Here is a 16,350-nt window from a genome sequence, read left to right as displayed (position 1 = left end):
ATACGGGTGGGGCGGATCCCGGAATGTGCCGGTTGACGGCCTCAGAGGCTTAAATGCCCGTCGTCAACCAATCGCTGCTGAATCCGCTGAGCCAGCTCCATACCCCATTTCTGTCCCGCTTCCATGGACTCCTGCATAATTTTCGGCTGTAGCTCAATAAAACGCCGTCCGGTGGGGCTCTCGTAAAAGGCAATCAGATCCTTGATTTCATCGTGGGTGAAATTTCTGTCGTATATGGGGATAATAAGCCCCATCAGCTCGTCCCCGTTGAATTCGTCTATGAGACCCTGCCAGTATTCACCGGGAACATCCGGAACCATTGACTGATACTGAGGAATGAGCATTTCAATTACCTGACGACTCAGATCCGCAGAATTTGTGAGCTCCAGAAGGGTTTGGATATCGTCCGCCTTGCTCTGGCCGGAGAGGGAGAACGCCAATATCAGAAAAAACACAATAGCTGTAATACGTTTCATTAGACCAGTATTGCCTGATGAACCTGCCGGGTCAAGTCTCCCGGAGGGACAGCAGCGCTATGTTCTCATGATCTCCCAGCTGAAGCCGCAGCTGCGGCAGCGGAGTTTGAGGTATTTGCTGGATTCAGGGGACATACGGATTATGAGCTTCATCAGATCCGAAAAGCCGCGAATGGCCGGAGATTCTGAAATATCTGTGCTTTTGCATTCGGGACAGTGGTAGACCAGCCGGTGCAGCTGTTCGGACTCCGACCATTCGGGATGCTCATCCTGCATCTTCACCGAAAAACCCTGAATCAGATCCCTGGCGACTTCCAGATCTTCCGGGTCCACAAGAACGCGGTAGCTGACTGCCGAAAGACTTAGGTGAGGCTGAAGGCCGCCGTGAAACATGTTGGGAATTAAACATTGAATCCCGTTGGATTCAAGAAGTTCTTTGGCGCTGAGTGCCGTAAAATGATCCCGTGTTTCAAAAGCACAAACAGTCTTCATAATTTTTTCGGCCTCCATACCTTCAGTATCGTCTTTCAAAAAAAAGGTCGTCAAGTAAAGAAATACCTGATAAAATCACTTGTCTATTGAACGGTCATTCAATAATTTTGGCCCGGAGGGTCTCGGTTCTATCGGGACTCTGCATTTTTATTACATAAGGAGTGAAGTGTGAAATCAAGAAACGTTGTTATCGTCGGAGGGGCAAGAATTCCCTTCAGCAGGTCATTTACCGATTATTTCGGGAAAACAAACCATGAGCTTGCAGTTCCCCCCCTGAAAGCACTGGTGGAGCGGTATGATCTGAAAGGTGAGCGGATTGGTGAAGTGGTTATGGGTGCGGTAATCGGCCACAGCGATGAGATTGCCATTGCCCGGGAAGCAGCCCTGGACAGCGGTCTGGATCCCCACACCCCGGCCTACGATGTACGGCAGGCCTGCGGCACCAGTCTCGAGGGTGTGATTGCCGTAGCGAACAAGATTGCGCTGGGCCAGATTGAAGTGGGGATTGCTGGCGGTGTGGATACCAACAGCGATATCCCCGTTGAGTTCACCCGAAGGTTTACACACTATCTTATGCGGCTGAATGCTGCCAAAGGCGGGTGGAAGCGGTTCACACAGGCCTTGAAATTCCGTCTGGGTATGCTGAAGCCCCGCATTCCTGCGGTTGTAGAGCGGCGTACCGGCAAGCGCATGGGCGATCATGCGGAAATGATGGCCAAAGACTGGAAGCTCAGCCGGGAGGACCAGGATACGCTTGCGGTTGAGAGTCATCATAAGGCGGCGAAGGCGTATGAAGACAATTTTTTCGATGACCTGGTAATTCCTTTCCAGGGGCTCGACCGGGATACCTTCCTCCGTCCCAAAACCAGTGTTGAAAAAATCTCCTCCCTCAGGCCGGCGTTTGACCGGGAGAACGGAACACTCACCGCCGCCAACTCATCTCCCCTGAGCGACGGTTCTGCAGCGGTGCTGTTAGCCAGTGAAGAGGAAGCCAAAAAACGGGGCTGGCCCATCCTGGCGAAAATTGTGGACGCCCAGACTGCAGCGGTTGATTTTGTAAACGGGGAAGGGTTGCTGATTGCACCAACATATGCGGTGAGCGAAATGCTTCAACGAAACAACATGAAGCTTCAGGATTTTGACTTCTATGAAATTCATGAGGCTTTTGCCGCACAGGTGCTCGCCACCCTTAATGCCTGGGAAAGTGAAGAGTACTGCCGGGAAAAACTGGGTCTGGACAAGCCTCTGGGAAGCATTGACCGGAGTAAACTGAACGTTCACGGTTCAAGTATCGCATTGGGGCATCCGTATGCCGCAACCGGCGCTCGGATTACCGCAACCCTGGGGAAACTCCTCAGCCAAGAGAAGGGAAAACGGGGGCTCATAAGCATTTGTACCGCCGGAGGCATGGGCGTTACCGCCATTCTTGAAAGTCCCGAATAGCATGCTGCCGCCGCCGCACCTCCGCACCACCTCCGTTCCGGCCTCTCCGGTTTTTCGGGCCTCTCCGGTTTTTCGGGGCCGGGAATGACGGGGTGGGCATCGGGCTGTTGCTCAGGAGCTCTTTGTGGTGTTGATATTCAGGGTTTGGACAAAGTTCTGCCAATTGGACCAGTCCACGCCCGTATCCGGGGGAATCAGATCGTCCATAAGCAGGGTTGCCCATCCGTGCATTGAGGCGAAGAGAGAGAGCGCCGCAGGTCGGGGGTCCTGGTCGGGGGGTCTGAGAAGAGAAACGCTCATGCGTATGAGGGAAGCAAATGCCCGCTCTGCATTTGTCCGGCAGCGCTCTGAGTGAAGACTATTCCCCAGCCGAGAAAACATCAGCCGGTAGAGTTCCGGACGGGTTCGTGCAAACTCTCCGTACAACTCATACATTCTCCTCACCCGATCATTCCCCTCCAGGGCCAGCACTTCCTCTTCCCGTTCTTCCAGCATATTCGCAAAGAGTTCATACCCTTCAGCGGCCAGAGATGCCAAAAGCTCCCGCTTGGTGGCGAAGTGTCTGTACGGCGCTGTCTTGGATACCCCCAGTCGGTCGGCAAGGGCGCGAAGACTGAGTTCATCCAGCCCGGTTTTTTCCAGCTCTTCCAGGGCGATTGAAATGAGAGATTCACGAAGATTGCCGTGATGATAGGAGTTCTTTTCCGACATGGCTCATTTTATCCTTAACAGGGAAAATCTGCAATAATTAATGTTAATGACGCCAACAATATTGACAGTGCCAACAATATCACGTAGATTTGTAGTGTTGGCGGTGCCAACAATGCTGGGTTGCAGGCTTATTGCATGGTTCCCCGGTGCATCTATCCAGACAGATTTTCAAAGGAGCAAAGTATGAAGACAGAGGTGATTTTCGGAACCGGGCCGGTAGGCCTTCACACCGCGGCGAACCTGATCCGCCGGGGATACCCGGTCAGACTGGTGAACCGCAGCGGCACATTGAACGAACTGCGCAGATCTGTTCTCGCCGAGTTTGACCCCCACTTGTACGAACTGAGAAAGGCCGATGCCCGTGACCGAAGCCAGGTTCTCGAAGCTTCCCGGGGGGCCGGAACCATCTATCATTGCGTGAACCCCCTGTATCACCAATGGGCTGAGGTGCTGCCCCCGGTGCAGACCAACCTGATCGAGGCGGCCCTGGAGAATGATGCGGTGCTGGCTGTATCGGAAAATCTGTACATGTATGCCCGGGGAGTGGATCTCATTGATCTGGAAACGCCGGTAAACCCTCCCAGCAGGAAGGGCCGCATCAGGCTGGAACTCCACGAAGCGTTGCTGGCTGCGGGCAGGGAGAAGGGCCTGCAATGGACGAGTATCCGTGCATCCGATTTTTACGGTCCGGGGAGCAGCGATCAGTCACTGTTCGGGCCAACGTATTTTCTGGATCCCCTGTATACGGGAAAAACCATGCTGATGCCCGGAAACCCTGACATCCCCCACTGCTACAGCTATGTGGGAGATTTTGGGAGAGCGCTGGCCAGAGCAGCCCACGAACCGGAGGCTTTGGGTCAGTCGTGGATAATCGGGGGTACCTCAGGCATGACAAGCAGAAATGTGGCTGAACTGTTTATGGATATGAGTGGAAAGAGCGGGAAGCTCCGCCGCTTGCCGACCTGGATCATCAGGCTGATGGGGCTGGCCGACCCGGTAATGAGGGAGTTGTTGGAAATGCTGTATCAGAAAGAAGAACCTTATGAAGTTTCGGGGCGACATTTTGAACAACAATTCGATTTTGTGCTTACCGAACCCCGGAAGGCGGTTACGGAAACCATCGAGTGGTATGAAGCCCTGAAAACTCAGGGCTGAAGGCTGTGAGTGCCGAGTTCAGTATTCCCGAGATAGAGCAACACCGCGGAGATGATCGGAACCGGACTGAAAAAAGTCAGAACCAGAAGCATGGCTGTCATGCCGAATCCGGCGGCGGTTCGAAACTGGGAAGAAAATGCGCCCTCAGCCAGGCTGTTGCCCGGCAGATACAGCAGAACGCAGATTCCGATGATCAGTCCCACCATAAGGATCATCACTGCTATTACCGCAAATACTGCAATGATCATCAGCCGCTTGCCGCGGCTGATGCCCCAGCTTCGTTTTATTGAGTTCCACACGCCGTTTCCCTGGATAATCACCAAAATCAGGGTGAACAACAGTCCGGACCACACATACAGTTCGACGGCAGTGTTTATCAGCACCAGAAATACGGTAACCGGGTCGGTGAAATATGCCATTGCATCAGGTGCTCCCGATTCGATGATCATCTCCAGGGGCCTGGTGGCCAGGTTTATAAAGAACCTCACAAGGAGCTGTGCGCCGATGTATTTTCCGGCTATTGCTTTGTATTCCACGGTGAAATGTATCGGCGGGGTTTCTCCGTTAAACAGGATCAGGTTGCGAACCCAGGATACCACTGCGATGTGGTATGCTGCGTACAGGGTAAAAAAGAGAGCAATTCCCCCAAGATACAAAGCTATGCGCCATTGTTCCGGAAGTACCGGGAGAGGGGAATCCCCAGAGGTGAACGTCAGCGAAATAACAAAGATTCCATAGAGAAGGGGGATGGTAAGAGTTGCCCCTACAAGCTTCATCAACGCTGCGAAATTTGAAAAATAGATTTCAAAGCTCTGTCCGATAACCGCCAGGGGGCTGGAAGTGGTAATCCGGGACGTCGAAGGATTCAATGTCTATCCTTATTCTAAAAAATATTATTACTCAAATAATTCCATATAATGACAATAAGGTCAAGTCCAATTGTTCAGAACAGGCTGCCGTGCTAATGTGGCGGTATGAGAAAAAACCGTATCAATACACCCATAATGTTTCGGGGGAAGGTCGGCTCTCCCGCTCTTCGGGGAAGTCTTTTTGTCGTTTTGACGGCTGCACTGCTGATTTTGGCCGCATGCGGGGGCGGCGGCAGTTCAACGTCAGCAGAAGCTGCAGGCACCGGCAATTCCGGGTCCAATGCCCAGGAAAAAAGCGGTGAAAGTGTTCCCAGCATAAGTGCCGCACCTGTCCGCCTTGATATCGGACTGATGCCCGCCGTAGATACCGCACCCATGTTTCACGCCCAGGATGCGGGATATTTCGATGATGAGGGCATAGATGTGGAGTTCACACTTTTCACCAACGCCCAGGATCGTCAGTCCGCTTTGCAGACAGGCCAGATTGACGGTTCCATGACCGATCTTGTGGCTGTGACAGTGAACGCCGCCGGCGGCTTTGAGCTGTACGCCACCATGCTTACCGACGGAATGTTTCCCGTACTGAGCCGCCCCGGTGCATCGGAGCAGGAACGGGTGAAGATCGGTCTCATGGAGGTGAGCGTCACCAATTTCCTGGCAGATAACTGGCTGGCGTCGGATTACATCCTGGAAAAGACCTACATCAACGCAATTCCTGCACGCCTTGAGGCGCTTGCTTCGGGTCAGCTTGATATGGGCGTTTTCCCCGAGCCAATTGCAAGCGTTGGGGCCTCCCGGGGGCTGGACAAGCTGATTTTCGAACCGGTGGACGGATTCAGCCCCGATGTAATGGTGTTTACACGCGAGGCAATCTCAGCCAAAGAGGAAGCGATCTTTGCATTTCATCGCGGCTACGCCCGGGCTGTGGAAGATATTTCCTCGGATCCCTCCCTTGCCAGAGATGCAATCATGAAACATATTCCCAACCTGCCGGACGACCTTGGCAACAGCATCGATTTACCCGAGTATCATCAGCCCAGACTGCCGGACCCTGCGTACCTGCAAAAGGTCATCAGCTGGACGGAAAACGCCGTAGGCAGAGAATTGGAAATCGAGCCCTCTCAGCTCACCGACGGGCGATTTATTCAGCGCAAGTGAGGGCAGCTGCGACGGATACAATGAGCACAGCTACCGGAGTCATACATCTTGAAAAACTGACCATGCGCTATACTGGAGGCGGAGGTATATCTTCTGTTTCCTTTTCAGTACCTGAAGGGTCGAGCCTTTCGGTAATCGGTTCATCAGGCTGCGGCAAAACCACCCTTGCCCACCTGATCGCCGGATTACTGGAAGCCCAAAGCGGGAAATGTACAATCCCGACTGGTCACCGGATTTCTCTGGTTCAGCAGAAAGATGCTTTGTTCCCATGGCTCAGCGCAAGAAAAAATATTGAGCTGGGTGCCGGAGGGCACCGGCGGCGGGGCGGGGAAGGCCGACAGGATCAGTTCAAAGCCCAGGCGAATGACTTAAGCCGGAAGATGGGTATCTCCCAATGCATGGACCGCTATCCCGCTCAGTTATCCGGAGGAGAGCGGCAGAGAGTCTCCATCGCCCGGGCCCTGATGAGCGGCGCAGATATTCTGATCCTGGATGAGCCCTGCGCGGCTCTGGATGCATTTACCAGGGAACGTTTGCAGGATTTACTGCTGGAACTGCAGCAGGAGCGCCGGCTGACGGCCATTTACATTACGCATAATATTGAAGAGGCACTGTTTTTATCTCCGAGAATTATGGTGATGGGGCAGGGGCGCGTTCATGCCATGGTCGAAAATTCTATGTTTCCAGACAGCGGAGCCAGGACCCGACAGGAATTCTATGCCCGGGTGCTGGAACTTCGAAGGGTGCTGGATGAGGCCGCCCCTGCTCTGGATGCGGCGGCAACGGAACGGAAAGAAGAATACAGCATACTGAACCAAAGGTCGGAGCGGAATCATGAGGAATGAACCAGGGAAGGCTCCCCCGGGGGAAAAGAGATCCCCAAAGCCTCTCACCGGATCCGCTGCAATGGCTGCCAGCGGTTTAATTCTTGTTGCCCTGCTGTGGCAGGGCGGAAGCCTGCTGCTGGGAACCGAGCTGGTGCCCTCCCCATTGAGTACTCTCCGGGTTTTTCTTCGGCTGTTGGGGGAAGGGGTACTTCTGCGACATGCCGCTGCAACCTTGATCCGGCTATTGAGCGCAATGGTGCTTGGACTGATGGCTGCACTTCCTCTTGGAATCTGGGCCGGTGTCAGCAGAAGCGGGAACCGGGTGATTTCCCCTCTTCTCTATGTTCTGTACCCGGTTCCGAAGATTGCCTTTCTTCCTCTCTTCATGATTTTGTTCGGTCTGGGCAACAACTCAAAAATCATTCTTCTGTTCTCGGTGATAGTTTTCCAGCTGGCGATTGCCTCACGGGACGGGGTGAAGAGTATCCCGGTTGAACTTCACCGGGCAGCCCGGGTTCTCCAGCTGTCAGCCTTTCAGCGCTTCACCACCCTCTATTTGCCGAGCACTCTGCCCCGGGTATTCAGTGCATTGCGGATAACCGTGGGTATCGGGATGGCAGTCCTTTTCCTGGCTGAAAACTATGCAACCCAATACGGACTGGGCTACTTCATCATGAATAATTGGGTGATGATTAGCTATCCCCGGATGTTCGCAGGAATACTCGCCCTGGGACTGCTTTCCTCGCTGATTCTGCTCCTTCTGGACGGTCTCCAACGCGTTGTTATTCCCTGGTATACGTCTGAGTAATCCAACGGGCATTATTCTGTATCGCCATTTCTTGACAGATGTTCAGGTTAATAGTTGACTGAATATTGAACTGAAGCAGGAAAAGTGATTTCCTTCCTGCCAGTATAATCGAGAGTCTTTTCATAGGAAGGGGAAACAGCGATTCCCGTTCTCCATACATGTGCCATTGACGCAGCTTATTAGGAAGTACAAATGAATAAAATTATCAGCAAGGAACAGCTTTCAGATGATGTGTTCAAAATGATATTTGAGGCACCCTATATTGCCCGGGCAAGAAAGGCCGGGCAGTTCCTCATAATTCAGCTGGACAGCAACTTCGGTGAACGGATTCCGCTTACAATAGCAGATGCGGATGAAGATGCGGGAACCATCACCATAATTTTCCAGGCGGTGGGTAAAACCACCCTCAACCTGGCGGCAATGAATGAAGGGGAGCATATTGAAAATGTTCTCGGTCCCCTTGGAACTCCCACTGAAATAGAGAAAAAGGGCACCGTTGTGTGCGTCGGGGGCGGGATCGGTGTAGCTCCCCTTCATCCTATTGTTCAGGCCAATAAACGGGCAGGCAACAGGGTGATTACCATCATGGGAGCCCGGAATAAAGATCTGCTCATTCTTGAAGACGAAATGAAAGCCTACAGTGATGAGCTCATTGTATGCACCGACGACGGCAGCTATGGCCGAAAAGCCCTGGTAACAGAACCCCTGAAAGAGCTCTGTGAAGGCGGAGATGTGGATGAGGTTGTAGCCATCGGTCCGCCCATAATGATGAAATTCTGTGCAGAAACCACCAGACCTTTCGGAGTTCACACCCAGGTAAGCCTGAACACCATCATGGTTGATGGCACAGGTATGTGCGGAGGCTGCCGGGTGAGCGTGGGAGGGGAAACGAAGTTTGTCTGTGTTGACGGACCCGAGTTTGATGCCCATCTGGTGGACTTTGACAACATGATGCTCCGTCAGAAATCCTATAAAGCACAGGAACAGAAGGCCGCCCACAAATGCAAAGTCGGCCTTAACGGCGGCACAGAAGGAAGATCAAAAGCGGAGGCTGCACAATGAGCGATACCAAAACAGGCCAAACACAGGACACACATAAAACAGCCCAAACCCTGGCAGCCGAAGCGGTTGCCCTCTGGAATGACTACAAGGATCGCCAGGGTGAATTGAAGGTTAAAGACAGAATAGCGATCCCTCAGCAGGATATGCCCGCCCAGGACCCTGTTGAGCGGGGGGCAATCAGCAGGAAGTTGCGCTGGGGTATACGGATGAACAGGTCCGGGTGGAGAGCCTGCGCTGTCTGCAGTGCAAGACCGCACCCTGTATAAAGGGCTGTCCTGTATCTATCGATATCCCCGCGTTTATCCAGAAAGCGCTGGACGGTGAGTATCAGGAATCGGTAAATGTCATAAAAGAGAGCAGCCTTCTTCCGGCGATCTGCGGCCGGGTCTGCCCCCAGGAAAGCCAGTGCATGGAATACTGCACTGTGGGGAAAAGCCTGAAAGATCCTATGAAATCTGTGGCCATCGGCCGGATCGAACGCTTTGTGTCAGACTGGGAAAGGGAAAATGATTCGGTAAGCATCCCCGAAATTGCCCCTGACAGCGGATTCAAAGTGGCTGTGGTTGGCTCGGGCCCTGCGGGTCTGACGGCCGCTGCTGATTTACGGAAAGCCGGACATCAGGTTGAGATATTTGAAGCCTTTCATAAACCCGGCGGGGTAATGATTTACGGAATCCCGGAATTCCGTCTGCCCAAGAAGATCGTTGAGAAGGAAGTTGCAACCCTTGAAGCCATGGGGGTGAAATTTCACCTCAACTTTCTCATTGGACGGACCAGAACTGTTGAAGACCTTATCGCCGTGGACGGCTTTGACGCGGTATTCATCGGAAGCGGTGCCGGTCTGCCGAAATTTATGAACATTCCCGGTGAAAACCTTGTGGGTGTGTTCTCGGCAAACGAATATCTCACCCGCAGCAATCTTATGAAGGCTTACGATAAGGATCACGTTGATACCCCCATCTACCCAAGCGAAAAAGTCGCCGTACTGGGAGGCGGAAATGTGGCCATGGACGCCGCCCGTATGGCATTGCGTCTGGGTGCCAAAAAAGTGAATGTTATTTACCGCCGCACCAGAAATGAAATGCCTGCCCGGGCAGAAGAGGTGGAGCATGCCATTGAAGAGGGGATCCGCTTCCATTTCCTGCATAATCCCACACAAATACTGGGAGATGATGAGGGAAAGGTACGGGCCATTGAGGTTCAGAAATATGAACTGGGCGAACCCGACGATTCGGGACGTCGCCGTCCTATCCCCGTTGAAGGGAGCGAATTCGAACTGGAAATGGATACGGTGATCCCTGCTCTGGGGAATGTGAGCAATCCTCTGATTCGACAGACAACCAAAGACCTTGAGACCAATAAATGGGGAAATATCACAGTTGATGATGAAAACCGAAGCCGTATGGACAGAGTGTATGCCGGCGGCGACATAGTGCTTGGTGCTGCAACGGTAATTCTTGCCATGGGTGAGGGACGGCGTGCAGCCGCAGCCATAGACAAGGATTTGAAGGAAGGACGATGGAATTAGAACAGGGGGATAATCAAGAGACCATCCCCGTCATTACACCACGCTTCCTCATTCTCCAGCCAATCCCGGAGCATGTCAGATCATCTTAATTCCGCAGCTCAAACCGCCGGGATTCCTGGTTATACTGGTAAATATCACCGCTTTGGATAATATAATGCCAGCCGTGTACTCCCAGCTCCCCGCTGTTATACCTTTCTGCCACTGAAGGGTAGGTAAGAAGGTTCTTCATCTGCTGGAGAACATTGCTTTGTTCCGTATGCCAGGAAAGGGCATGGGAATCCAGTCCCGGCCGTTCTTCGGCGAAGCGGTGAATATCCGCTTTTACATCCCCGGCCAGTTCCAGCCATTTCCGGGTTAATCCCATATCGCCTGTATGTGCCTTCCCGGGCAGCATGAGTTTGCAGCCTCCGCAGTCGCTGTGACCGCATATGATGATATGCCGGACATTCAGCTCCTCCACAGCATATTCGATTGCGGATGAGGAGGAAAGGTACTCTTCGGCCTTTTCATATGGAGGCACGATATTGGCTATATTCCGCAGGATAAACAGTTCTCCGGGCTGGCTCTTGGTGATGAGATCGGGAACCACCCGGGAGTCGGAGCAGGTGATAAATAGATATCTTGGCTGCTGATGATCTCTCAGCGATTCGTATCGTTCTTTTTGGGAAACATAGTCGGTAGTGTGAAATTCAACAATTCCATTTAAAATTTTTTTCATATGGGGCGAGTATACAGAAAAACCGGGCCAAGATCATCATGGCGGCGGATCTTCTGTGGACCGGGCGGGTCAGATTTTCACATTCTTCGGGGCATGATCCTTTTCTTCGTAATGAGAGAGTGATATGATTAGTTCATGCAAAAAACTAATTCACACGAAGTATTCCCCTCAGTTAAACATGTTGCAACGAATGGCCGGTCCTCACATGATCTTTCCTCCCGCTTGTATCTCAATGGAGAGAAGAAGACAGTTGAAGATGTATTATCGGTGTTTGCCCCTCTTTTCGAACCCTTTGTACCTCTGGTTCAAGGATCACCAAAACACGATGGTAGTCAGCCCGGGCCGGGTATCCGGGGCCCGGAGCATATCAGCCTGAAAATTGATCGGGACGGCTTTTCCAGGGATGTTCATACCCATATGGACAGTTCGTACCGCCTGAAAATCGGGGAGCACGAAATCGAAATCTCTGCCGGGGGCCACTCGGGCATGATCTATGCATTTTCCTCACTGCTGCAGCTCTGTGCCTCCGAAGGCGGGAACGGAGCCGGTCTGCCTGCCATGGAAATTTCTGATTCACCCGTTTTTTCCCACAGAGGGCTGATGCTGGATGTATCACGACATTTTTTCAATGTCAGTACCGTTAAGAAGCTTCTCGATCTTATGGTTGTGCTGAAGATGAATGTATTCCATTGGCACCTCAGTGACGATCAGGGGTGGCGGGTGGAGAGTTTTACGTTCCCGGAACTGAACACTATCAGCAGCCGGAGGGAAAAGACTGCCTCCAAAAGCCGTCCCGTCGGCGGATACTATACCCATGATGAGATCCGGGAGGTGGTTCGCTATGCCGGGATGAGAGGTATCGAGATTATTCCCGAGTTTGATATGCCCGGTCATGTGAGTGCGATTCTGGCAGCCTTTCCACAGCTGTCCTGCCGGGGAGTCCACGGGCCTGTGCCTGGAGATTTCGGTATTTTTGAAGATGTAGCCTGTGCAGGAAAAGATGAAGTGTACGGATTTTTCTCCACGCTTCTGGATGAAATTCTTCCCCTGTTTCCCGGCCCCCGGGTGCACCTTGGGGGGGATGAAGTGCCCAAATCCCGATGGAAGGAATGTCCCCGTTGTCAGGAAAAGATCCGCAGCGAAGCCCTGAAGGATGAAGAGGATCTTCAGGCCTTTTTTATGAACTCAATGATCCGTGTACTGAACAGACACGGGAAAACCTGTGTGGCATGGAATGAAGCTTTCTACTCTCCGGCAATGGAAGATTCGGCGATCATGCAGTTTTGGCGGGAAGATGGCGGGGCGCAATTAAGCAATACGGCTCTCCATGGCGACAGGAAGGTGATATTATCAGATTTCTGGCATTATTACCTTGATTACCCCCATGGAATGACTCCATTTAACAAGACATGGTCCTACATTCCCCGAATCCCCAACATGAAGCCGGAAGATGCAGAGAGGATTATCGGCATAGAAGCTCCGCTGTGGACAGAATATGTACCCAATGAAGAAAGACTGTATGCAATGATTCTTCCAAGGATATTTGCACTTGCGGAAACTGCATGGGGAAGAAAATCTCCGGAGAAGTTTAAAAATGTACTGCGTCGGTTGGAAAGACTTGAGCTGATGCTTGCCCGAATAGGTTATTCGGGAACTCCGGTCAGGAAGGCGAGCCCCGGTGGAATCCGGGCCTTTTTCCAATTATTCCGGTTCTTCGTTCCCATCTCATGGAGCAGATTTCTGGGCACGCTGAAAGAGTTGAAAAGAGAGGGGCGGCGCTGACACTCAGCAGCTGAAATACAAAAGGGGACTGGAGTCTCCCCCGGTCCCCTTTTGATCAATTCTGTGATTCCTCTGTTCAGGAATTGAAGGCTCTGAGCATCCAAAGTGTCTTTTCATAGCCGGAGATAAATCCCGCCATCAGATCAACGGTTCCCTGGTCGTCAGCTTCTTCAGCCTGACTGAGAACCTTTCTGGATTCCGCAAGCATGTAGGTGAAATCCTGGGTCACTTCTTTCAGAACTTCATCCCGTCCGAAGGGCTTGGAGTCAAGTTCCTTGATCTTTGCAACATTCAGGTATTCCTTGAGGCTGGCTGCAGGACGAAAACCGATGGTCAGAATCCGTTCAGCCACATCATCCAGCTGCTCCGCCGTCTGATCGTAAAACTCTTCAAGTTTTTCATGGAGCTGAAAAAACTGGGGCCCTTCAACATTCCAATGAAGGTTGTGAATCTTGATGTACAGCACTCCCAGATCCGCTAGATATTGATTCAGTCCTGCTGCAACGGGTTCAAGCTTTTTACTGTCCAATCCGATTGTGGTACTCATGTGTAACTCCTTTTTGTGGTTTGATACTGCAAAATATACTAAAGCTGCAGTCCATCGTCCACAAATAAATATGAAATAATTATAAAATTGTAATCATTACAATTCTTAAGATCAATGTACTCATGATGCAGGCTATCGTCAAGTACGAGATGTGGAATTCGTTTCCGCTGCGGACGCCGTATTGATACAGTCCGGGCAAACTCCGTTGAGATGTATGGAGAGGTTGTGAACCTGAAAATCTTTCAGCTCGTTGAATGGATCTGCATAATCCAGCCTGATATCATACAGTTTTCCACAGCTGATACAACGAAAATGGGCATGTGACTCGGGGTTGTATAGATCGTATCGTTTTTCGTTTCCCTCAATGGTAATTTCTTCAACCAGCTTCTTTTCCACGAACAGCCGTAAATTATTATAGATTGTCGTCTTGGAGAGACTGGGAATCTCATCAATCAGATCATCATATATGGTATTTACCGTAGGGTGGTTGTGACGCTGAATAAGATACTCCAGTATCCGCTTTCGGGGATACGAGGGGCTTACATTGTGCCTCCGGAGCTCGTCACTTATGGATTCGATTTTTAATTCACTCACAGCTATAACCTAAGAAATTCCGCCGGAATCAGCAACAACTTCTGCAGTATCCCTTTCCTTTTGCCGACAGTATGAAATCGCTTGCAGTTTTCTTCTGGATTGTTCACACTATTACTCCACAGTGTACCGCAATCGTTTATAATGACATAAGGAGATACGTATATGAAACCACAGGTTTCTCTGGAAGAGATTACCGAAGATACCCTCGACGCCGTATTGGATCTGGAAGTCACCGATGATCAGAAGTCCTTTGTACCATCAAATGCCGTCTCCATTGCACGTGCCTATTTTTCCAAGGAGTCCTGGTTCAGGGCGATTTACGTGAATGGGGATCCTGTTGGGTTTGTGATTCTTCATCTGGATGCCCATAAGGCTCAGTATTTTCTTAAAACACTGATGATCGACCGGAAGCATCAGGGGAAGGGGTATGGCACCCTTGCAATGGAACAGGTTGCAGACTTTGTACAGAGCCTTCCAGACGCCCGTGAGCTTCTCACCTCATATCCCAGGGAAGAATCCGGGCCCAGAAGCTTCTATGAAAAACTTGGATTTGAAGCTACAGGCCTGGAAGAAGATGGTAATATAATCATGTCCAAACCGCTGTAGCGGTCCGGAATTTCCAGGTTTTCTATGCCGAGTCCTCAAAGCAGATTTATCAATTACCTATTGGACCGGCTCCAATTAAAACGCTTCCTGGACAAGCCCCGGAACAGGGAGCGTCCCGAGCAAATTTTGGTTTTGTTCGGTCTGAAGTATGAGGTTAAGGAACACAGCAACGGTACACATGGCTGGCTTATCCTTTCCTCACGCCGGGCGCAACCGGTCATGAAGCTGACCTACCTTCATGGAGGCGGCTTTGTGAACGGTATTCACCCATTTCATGTGCTCTTTATCCGCTATCTCATTGATACCCTGAACTGCATCGTGCTGCTCCCCGACTATCCTCTTGCCCCCGAATATACTGTAAGCGACGTGTACGAGTATCTCATGCCCGTGTACTTTGCTTTTGACGCCGCCCACCAGGAATTACCGGGAATCATCATGGGTGATTCATCGGGGGGAAATCTGACTCTGGGAGTGACCCGCCATGCAATACGTGAAGGACGGGGCATTCCCCGGGGAATGGTGCTACTTTCCCCCTGGCTGGATCTTCAGATGGATAATCCGGACATTGACGAACTTGCACAGGCGGATCCTGTATTGGATGCAGAACGTTTGCGAGGATACGCCGTGAAATATGCCGGAAAACTCAGCACCTCAGATCCTATCGTGAGTCCTATTCATGAAACCCTGGAAGGAATGCCTCCAACCATGCTGCTCACCGGAGATCGTGACATTCTGAACCCCGACGCCAGGCTGTTCAGAAAAAAGGCTGAGCGGGAAGGATTGGAAATGGAGTATCATGAATTTTCCGAGATGGTACATGTCTGGATGCTTTTTGACCTCCTTCCGGAAGCTCAGCAGGCCAGAGAGATGATCAGGTATTTCATCCTCAGGGTAACGGATCCGGGGGATGATGAAGAAGGATCTCACACAGATCGGTCCTGATTTCCGCTATATAGACTGATGCTCAGGGATTCTGGTCCTGATCCTCTGCTGTGATGGTGACATCGTCATAGGCAACATCCACGTTCCAAACCGTGTAACTGCCGCCAGCGTCATCCTCGGCGTGAATATCAAATACAGAGGAAGGATAGCCGTCGATATCCACACGCACCGTCTCTCCCTCTTCAAGCATATCTGAACCCAGCACATCTTCCTCCCAGCTGCCGGAATTCTCGTGGCTGATGTACAGATGCAGAATATCCGAACCGGTACGGTTTGTCACATCCACATATCCGCTGAAAGAATCTGAATCCAGGTGTTGGGAATTGAGTATTACATCTTCTACAGCGGTATCCACTTGCCACAGGGTGTAAATGAGGCCGTCCTGATCCTCTGCCCGAATATCGAAACGTGAATCAGGATAGCCCTCAAGATCAACCCGGATAGTTTCACCCGGGGCAAGAACATCCCCCGGGAGAAGATTCTCCTCCCAGGTTTCCGCATCCGAATGACTGACGAAAAGCGTTTCCATAGGAACATTGGTCCCGTTTGTGATATCCACATATCCGTCAAAGGCAAATGCAGGAGCGACGGCCAGCAAAGACAGCAGAATACACAACATGGAGTTCTTCATT

The 16,350-nt window shown here is 51.5% G+C and carries 17 protein-coding genes and 1 pseudogene; 10 read left to right on the top strand and 8 right to left on the bottom strand.

The window, feature by feature from the left end; all coding sequences use genetic code 11:
- Window positions 1-41: 41 nt before the first annotated feature.
- Both L21SP2_RS14150 and L21SP2_RS14145 read right to left on the bottom strand, forming a co-directional pair.
- A complete protein-coding gene (locus L21SP2_RS14150; protein WP_024269257.1) occupies window positions 42-476 on the bottom strand; it encodes a DUF2059 domain-containing protein in 435 nt (144 codons plus the stop codon).
- Window positions 477-533: 57 nt separating this feature from the next.
- Window positions 534-968, bottom strand: coding sequence for a putative signal transducing protein (locus tag L21SP2_RS14145; protein WP_169730489.1), 435 nt, complete (start codon window positions 966-968; stop codon window positions 534-536).
- 168 nt (window positions 969-1,136) lie between these two features.
- On the opposite strand from L21SP2_RS14145, the gene L21SP2_RS14140 reads away from it, so the two are divergent.
- On the top strand, window positions 1,137-2,411 hold the full coding sequence (locus L21SP2_RS14140) for an acetyl-CoA C-acetyltransferase (protein WP_024269255.1): 1,275 nt from the start codon (window positions 1,137-1,139) through the stop codon (window positions 2,409-2,411).
- A gap of 111 nt (window positions 2,412-2,522) precedes the next feature.
- Here the strand turns inward: L21SP2_RS14140 and L21SP2_RS17590 are convergent, their stop codons facing one another.
- Window positions 2,523-3,122, bottom strand: coding sequence for a TetR/AcrR family transcriptional regulator (locus L21SP2_RS17590; protein ID WP_024269254.1), 600 nt, complete (start codon window positions 3,120-3,122; stop codon window positions 2,523-2,525).
- 183 nt (window positions 3,123-3,305) lie between these two features.
- Here L21SP2_RS17590 and L21SP2_RS14130 point away from each other — a divergent pair, with 183 nt between their 5' ends.
- On the top strand, window positions 3,306-4,277 hold the full coding sequence (locus L21SP2_RS14130; RefSeq protein ID WP_024269253.1) for an NAD-dependent epimerase/dehydratase family protein: 972 nt from the start codon (window positions 3,306-3,308) through the stop codon (window positions 4,275-4,277).
- On the opposite strand, the gene L21SP2_RS14125 is transcribed toward L21SP2_RS14130, so the two are convergent.
- A complete protein-coding gene (locus L21SP2_RS14125) occupies window positions 4,268-5,146 on the bottom strand; it encodes a hypothetical protein (protein ID WP_024269252.1) in 879 nt (292 codons plus the stop codon). The two genes, L21SP2_RS14130 and L21SP2_RS14125, sit on opposite strands and share 10 nt — an antisense overlap.
- A gap of 105 nt (window positions 5,147-5,251) precedes the next feature.
- On the opposite strand from L21SP2_RS14125, the gene L21SP2_RS14120 reads away from it, so the two are divergent.
- The 5 genes and pseudogenes from L21SP2_RS14120 (at window position 5,252) to gltA (ending at window position 10,529) form a co-directional block, all read left to right on the top strand.
- A complete protein-coding gene (locus L21SP2_RS14120) occupies window positions 5,252-6,304 on the top strand; it encodes an ABC transporter substrate-binding protein (protein ID WP_024269251.1) in 1,053 nt (350 codons plus the stop codon).
- A 20-nt stretch (window positions 6,305-6,324) separates the two neighbouring features.
- Entirely contained in the window at window positions 6,325-7,149 is an 825-nt protein-coding gene (locus L21SP2_RS14115; protein ID WP_024269250.1) for an ABC transporter ATP-binding protein, read from the top strand.
- A complete protein-coding gene (locus tag L21SP2_RS14110; protein ID WP_053335713.1) occupies window positions 7,139-7,939 on the top strand; it encodes an ABC transporter permease in 801 nt (266 codons plus the stop codon). The genes L21SP2_RS14115 and L21SP2_RS14110 overlap by 11 nt, the downstream gene beginning before the upstream one ends.
- Before the next feature lie 192 nt (window positions 7,940-8,131).
- Complete coding sequence (locus L21SP2_RS14105) at window positions 8,132-9,001, top strand: sulfide/dihydroorotate dehydrogenase-like FAD/NAD-binding protein (RefSeq protein ID WP_024269247.1); 870 nt, start codon at window positions 8,132-8,134, stop codon at window positions 8,999-9,001.
- Window positions 8,998-10,529 (top strand): annotated as a pseudogene (gltA, locus tag L21SP2_RS14100) (NADPH-dependent glutamate synthase). The gene L21SP2_RS14105 and the pseudogene gltA overlap by 4 nt, the downstream one beginning before the upstream one ends.
- Before the next feature lie 85 nt (window positions 10,530-10,614).
- Here the strand turns inward: gltA and L21SP2_RS14095 are convergent.
- Window positions 10,615-11,247: a carbonic anhydrase gene (locus tag L21SP2_RS14095; RefSeq protein ID WP_024269246.1), complete on the bottom strand. Its 633-nt coding sequence runs from the start codon at window positions 11,245-11,247 to the stop codon at window positions 10,615-10,617.
- Window positions 11,248-11,382: 135 nt separating this feature from the next.
- On the opposite strand from L21SP2_RS14095, the gene L21SP2_RS14090 reads away from it, so the two are divergent.
- Window positions 11,383-13,029, top strand: a complete 1,647-nt coding sequence (locus L21SP2_RS14090; RefSeq protein WP_081719644.1) for a beta-N-acetylhexosaminidase — start codon at window positions 11,383-11,385, stop codon at window positions 13,027-13,029.
- Window positions 13,030-13,105: 76 nt separating this feature from the next.
- On the opposite strand, the gene L21SP2_RS14085 is transcribed toward L21SP2_RS14090, so the two are convergent.
- The gene (locus L21SP2_RS14085) at window positions 13,106-13,576 is read right to left on the bottom strand and encodes a Dps family protein (protein WP_024269244.1); all 471 of its coding nucleotides are present in this window, start codon (window positions 13,574-13,576) and stop codon (window positions 13,106-13,108) included.
- Between the two features lie 138 nt (window positions 13,577-13,714).
- Window positions 13,715-14,170: a Fur family transcriptional regulator gene (locus L21SP2_RS14080; RefSeq protein ID WP_024269243.1), complete on the bottom strand. Its 456-nt coding sequence runs from the start codon at window positions 14,168-14,170 to the stop codon at window positions 13,715-13,717.
- Window positions 14,171-14,332: 162 nt separating this feature from the next.
- Between L21SP2_RS14080 and L21SP2_RS14075 the strand changes: the two genes are divergently transcribed.
- Both L21SP2_RS14075 and L21SP2_RS14070 read left to right on the top strand, forming a co-directional pair.
- Window positions 14,333-14,776, top strand: coding sequence for a GNAT family N-acetyltransferase (locus tag L21SP2_RS14075; protein WP_024269242.1), 444 nt, complete (start codon window positions 14,333-14,335; stop codon window positions 14,774-14,776).
- A 24-nt stretch (window positions 14,777-14,800) separates the two neighbouring features.
- Window positions 14,801-15,718: an alpha/beta hydrolase fold domain-containing protein gene (locus L21SP2_RS14070; protein WP_024269241.1), complete on the top strand. Its 918-nt coding sequence runs from the start codon at window positions 14,801-14,803 to the stop codon at window positions 15,716-15,718.
- 22 nt (window positions 15,719-15,740) lie between these two features.
- On the opposite strand, the gene L21SP2_RS18700 is transcribed toward L21SP2_RS14070, so the two are convergent.
- Window positions 15,741-16,349, bottom strand: coding sequence for a hypothetical protein (locus tag L21SP2_RS18700; RefSeq protein ID WP_024269240.1), 609 nt, complete (start codon window positions 16,347-16,349; stop codon window positions 15,741-15,743).
- Between the last annotated feature and the right edge of the window lies 1 nt (window position 16,350).

Origin of the sequence: Salinispira pacifica (assembly GCF_000507245.1) — a bacterium.
Taxonomy (GTDB): Bacteria; Spirochaetota; Spirochaetia; order DSM-27196; family Salinispiraceae; genus Salinispira; species Salinispira pacifica.
Note: the sequence above shows the minus strand (reverse complement) of the source record. Positions and strands in the feature narration are given on the sequence as shown.

Coding starts and splice junctions, on each gene's coding strand:
- L21SP2_RS14150 (WP_024269257.1), bottom strand. CDS start 476: ATGAAACGTATTACAGCTATTGTGTTTTTTCTGATATTGGCGTTCTCC.
- L21SP2_RS14145 (WP_169730489.1), bottom strand. CDS start 968: ATGAAGACTGTTTGTGCTTTTGAAACACGGGATCATTTTACGGCACTC.
- L21SP2_RS17590 (WP_024269254.1), bottom strand. CDS start 3,122: ATGTCGGAAAAGAACTCCTATCATCACGGCAATCTTCGTGAATCTCTC.
- L21SP2_RS14130 (WP_024269253.1), top strand. CDS start 3,306: ATGAAGACAGAGGTGATTTTCGGAACCGGGCCGGTAGGCCTTCACACC.
- L21SP2_RS14120 (WP_024269251.1), top strand. CDS start 5,252: ATGAGAAAAAACCGTATCAATACACCCATAATGTTTCGGGGGAAGGTC.
- L21SP2_RS14115 (WP_024269250.1), top strand. CDS start 6,325: ATGAGCACAGCTACCGGAGTCATACATCTTGAAAAACTGACCATGCGC.
- L21SP2_RS14110 (WP_053335713.1), top strand. CDS start 7,139: ATGAGGAATGAACCAGGGAAGGCTCCCCCGGGGGAAAAGAGATCCCCA.
- L21SP2_RS14105 (WP_024269247.1), top strand. CDS start 8,132: ATGAATAAAATTATCAGCAAGGAACAGCTTTCAGATGATGTGTTCAAA.
- L21SP2_RS14095 (WP_024269246.1), bottom strand. CDS start 11,247: ATGAAAAAAATTTTAAATGGAATTGTTGAATTTCACACTACCGACTAT.
- L21SP2_RS14090 (WP_081719644.1), top strand. CDS start 11,383: ATGCAAAAAACTAATTCACACGAAGTATTCCCCTCAGTTAAACATGTT.
- L21SP2_RS14085 (WP_024269244.1), bottom strand. CDS start 13,576: ATGAGTACCACAATCGGATTGGACAGTAAAAAGCTTGAACCCGTTGCA.
- L21SP2_RS14075 (WP_024269242.1), top strand. CDS start 14,333: ATGAAACCACAGGTTTCTCTGGAAGAGATTACCGAAGATACCCTCGAC.
- L21SP2_RS14070 (WP_024269241.1), top strand. CDS start 14,801: ATGCCGAGTCCTCAAAGCAGATTTATCAATTACCTATTGGACCGGCTC.
- L21SP2_RS18700 (WP_024269240.1), bottom strand. CDS start 16,349: ATGAAGAACTCCATGTTGTGTATTCTGCTGTCTTTGCTGGCCGTCGCT.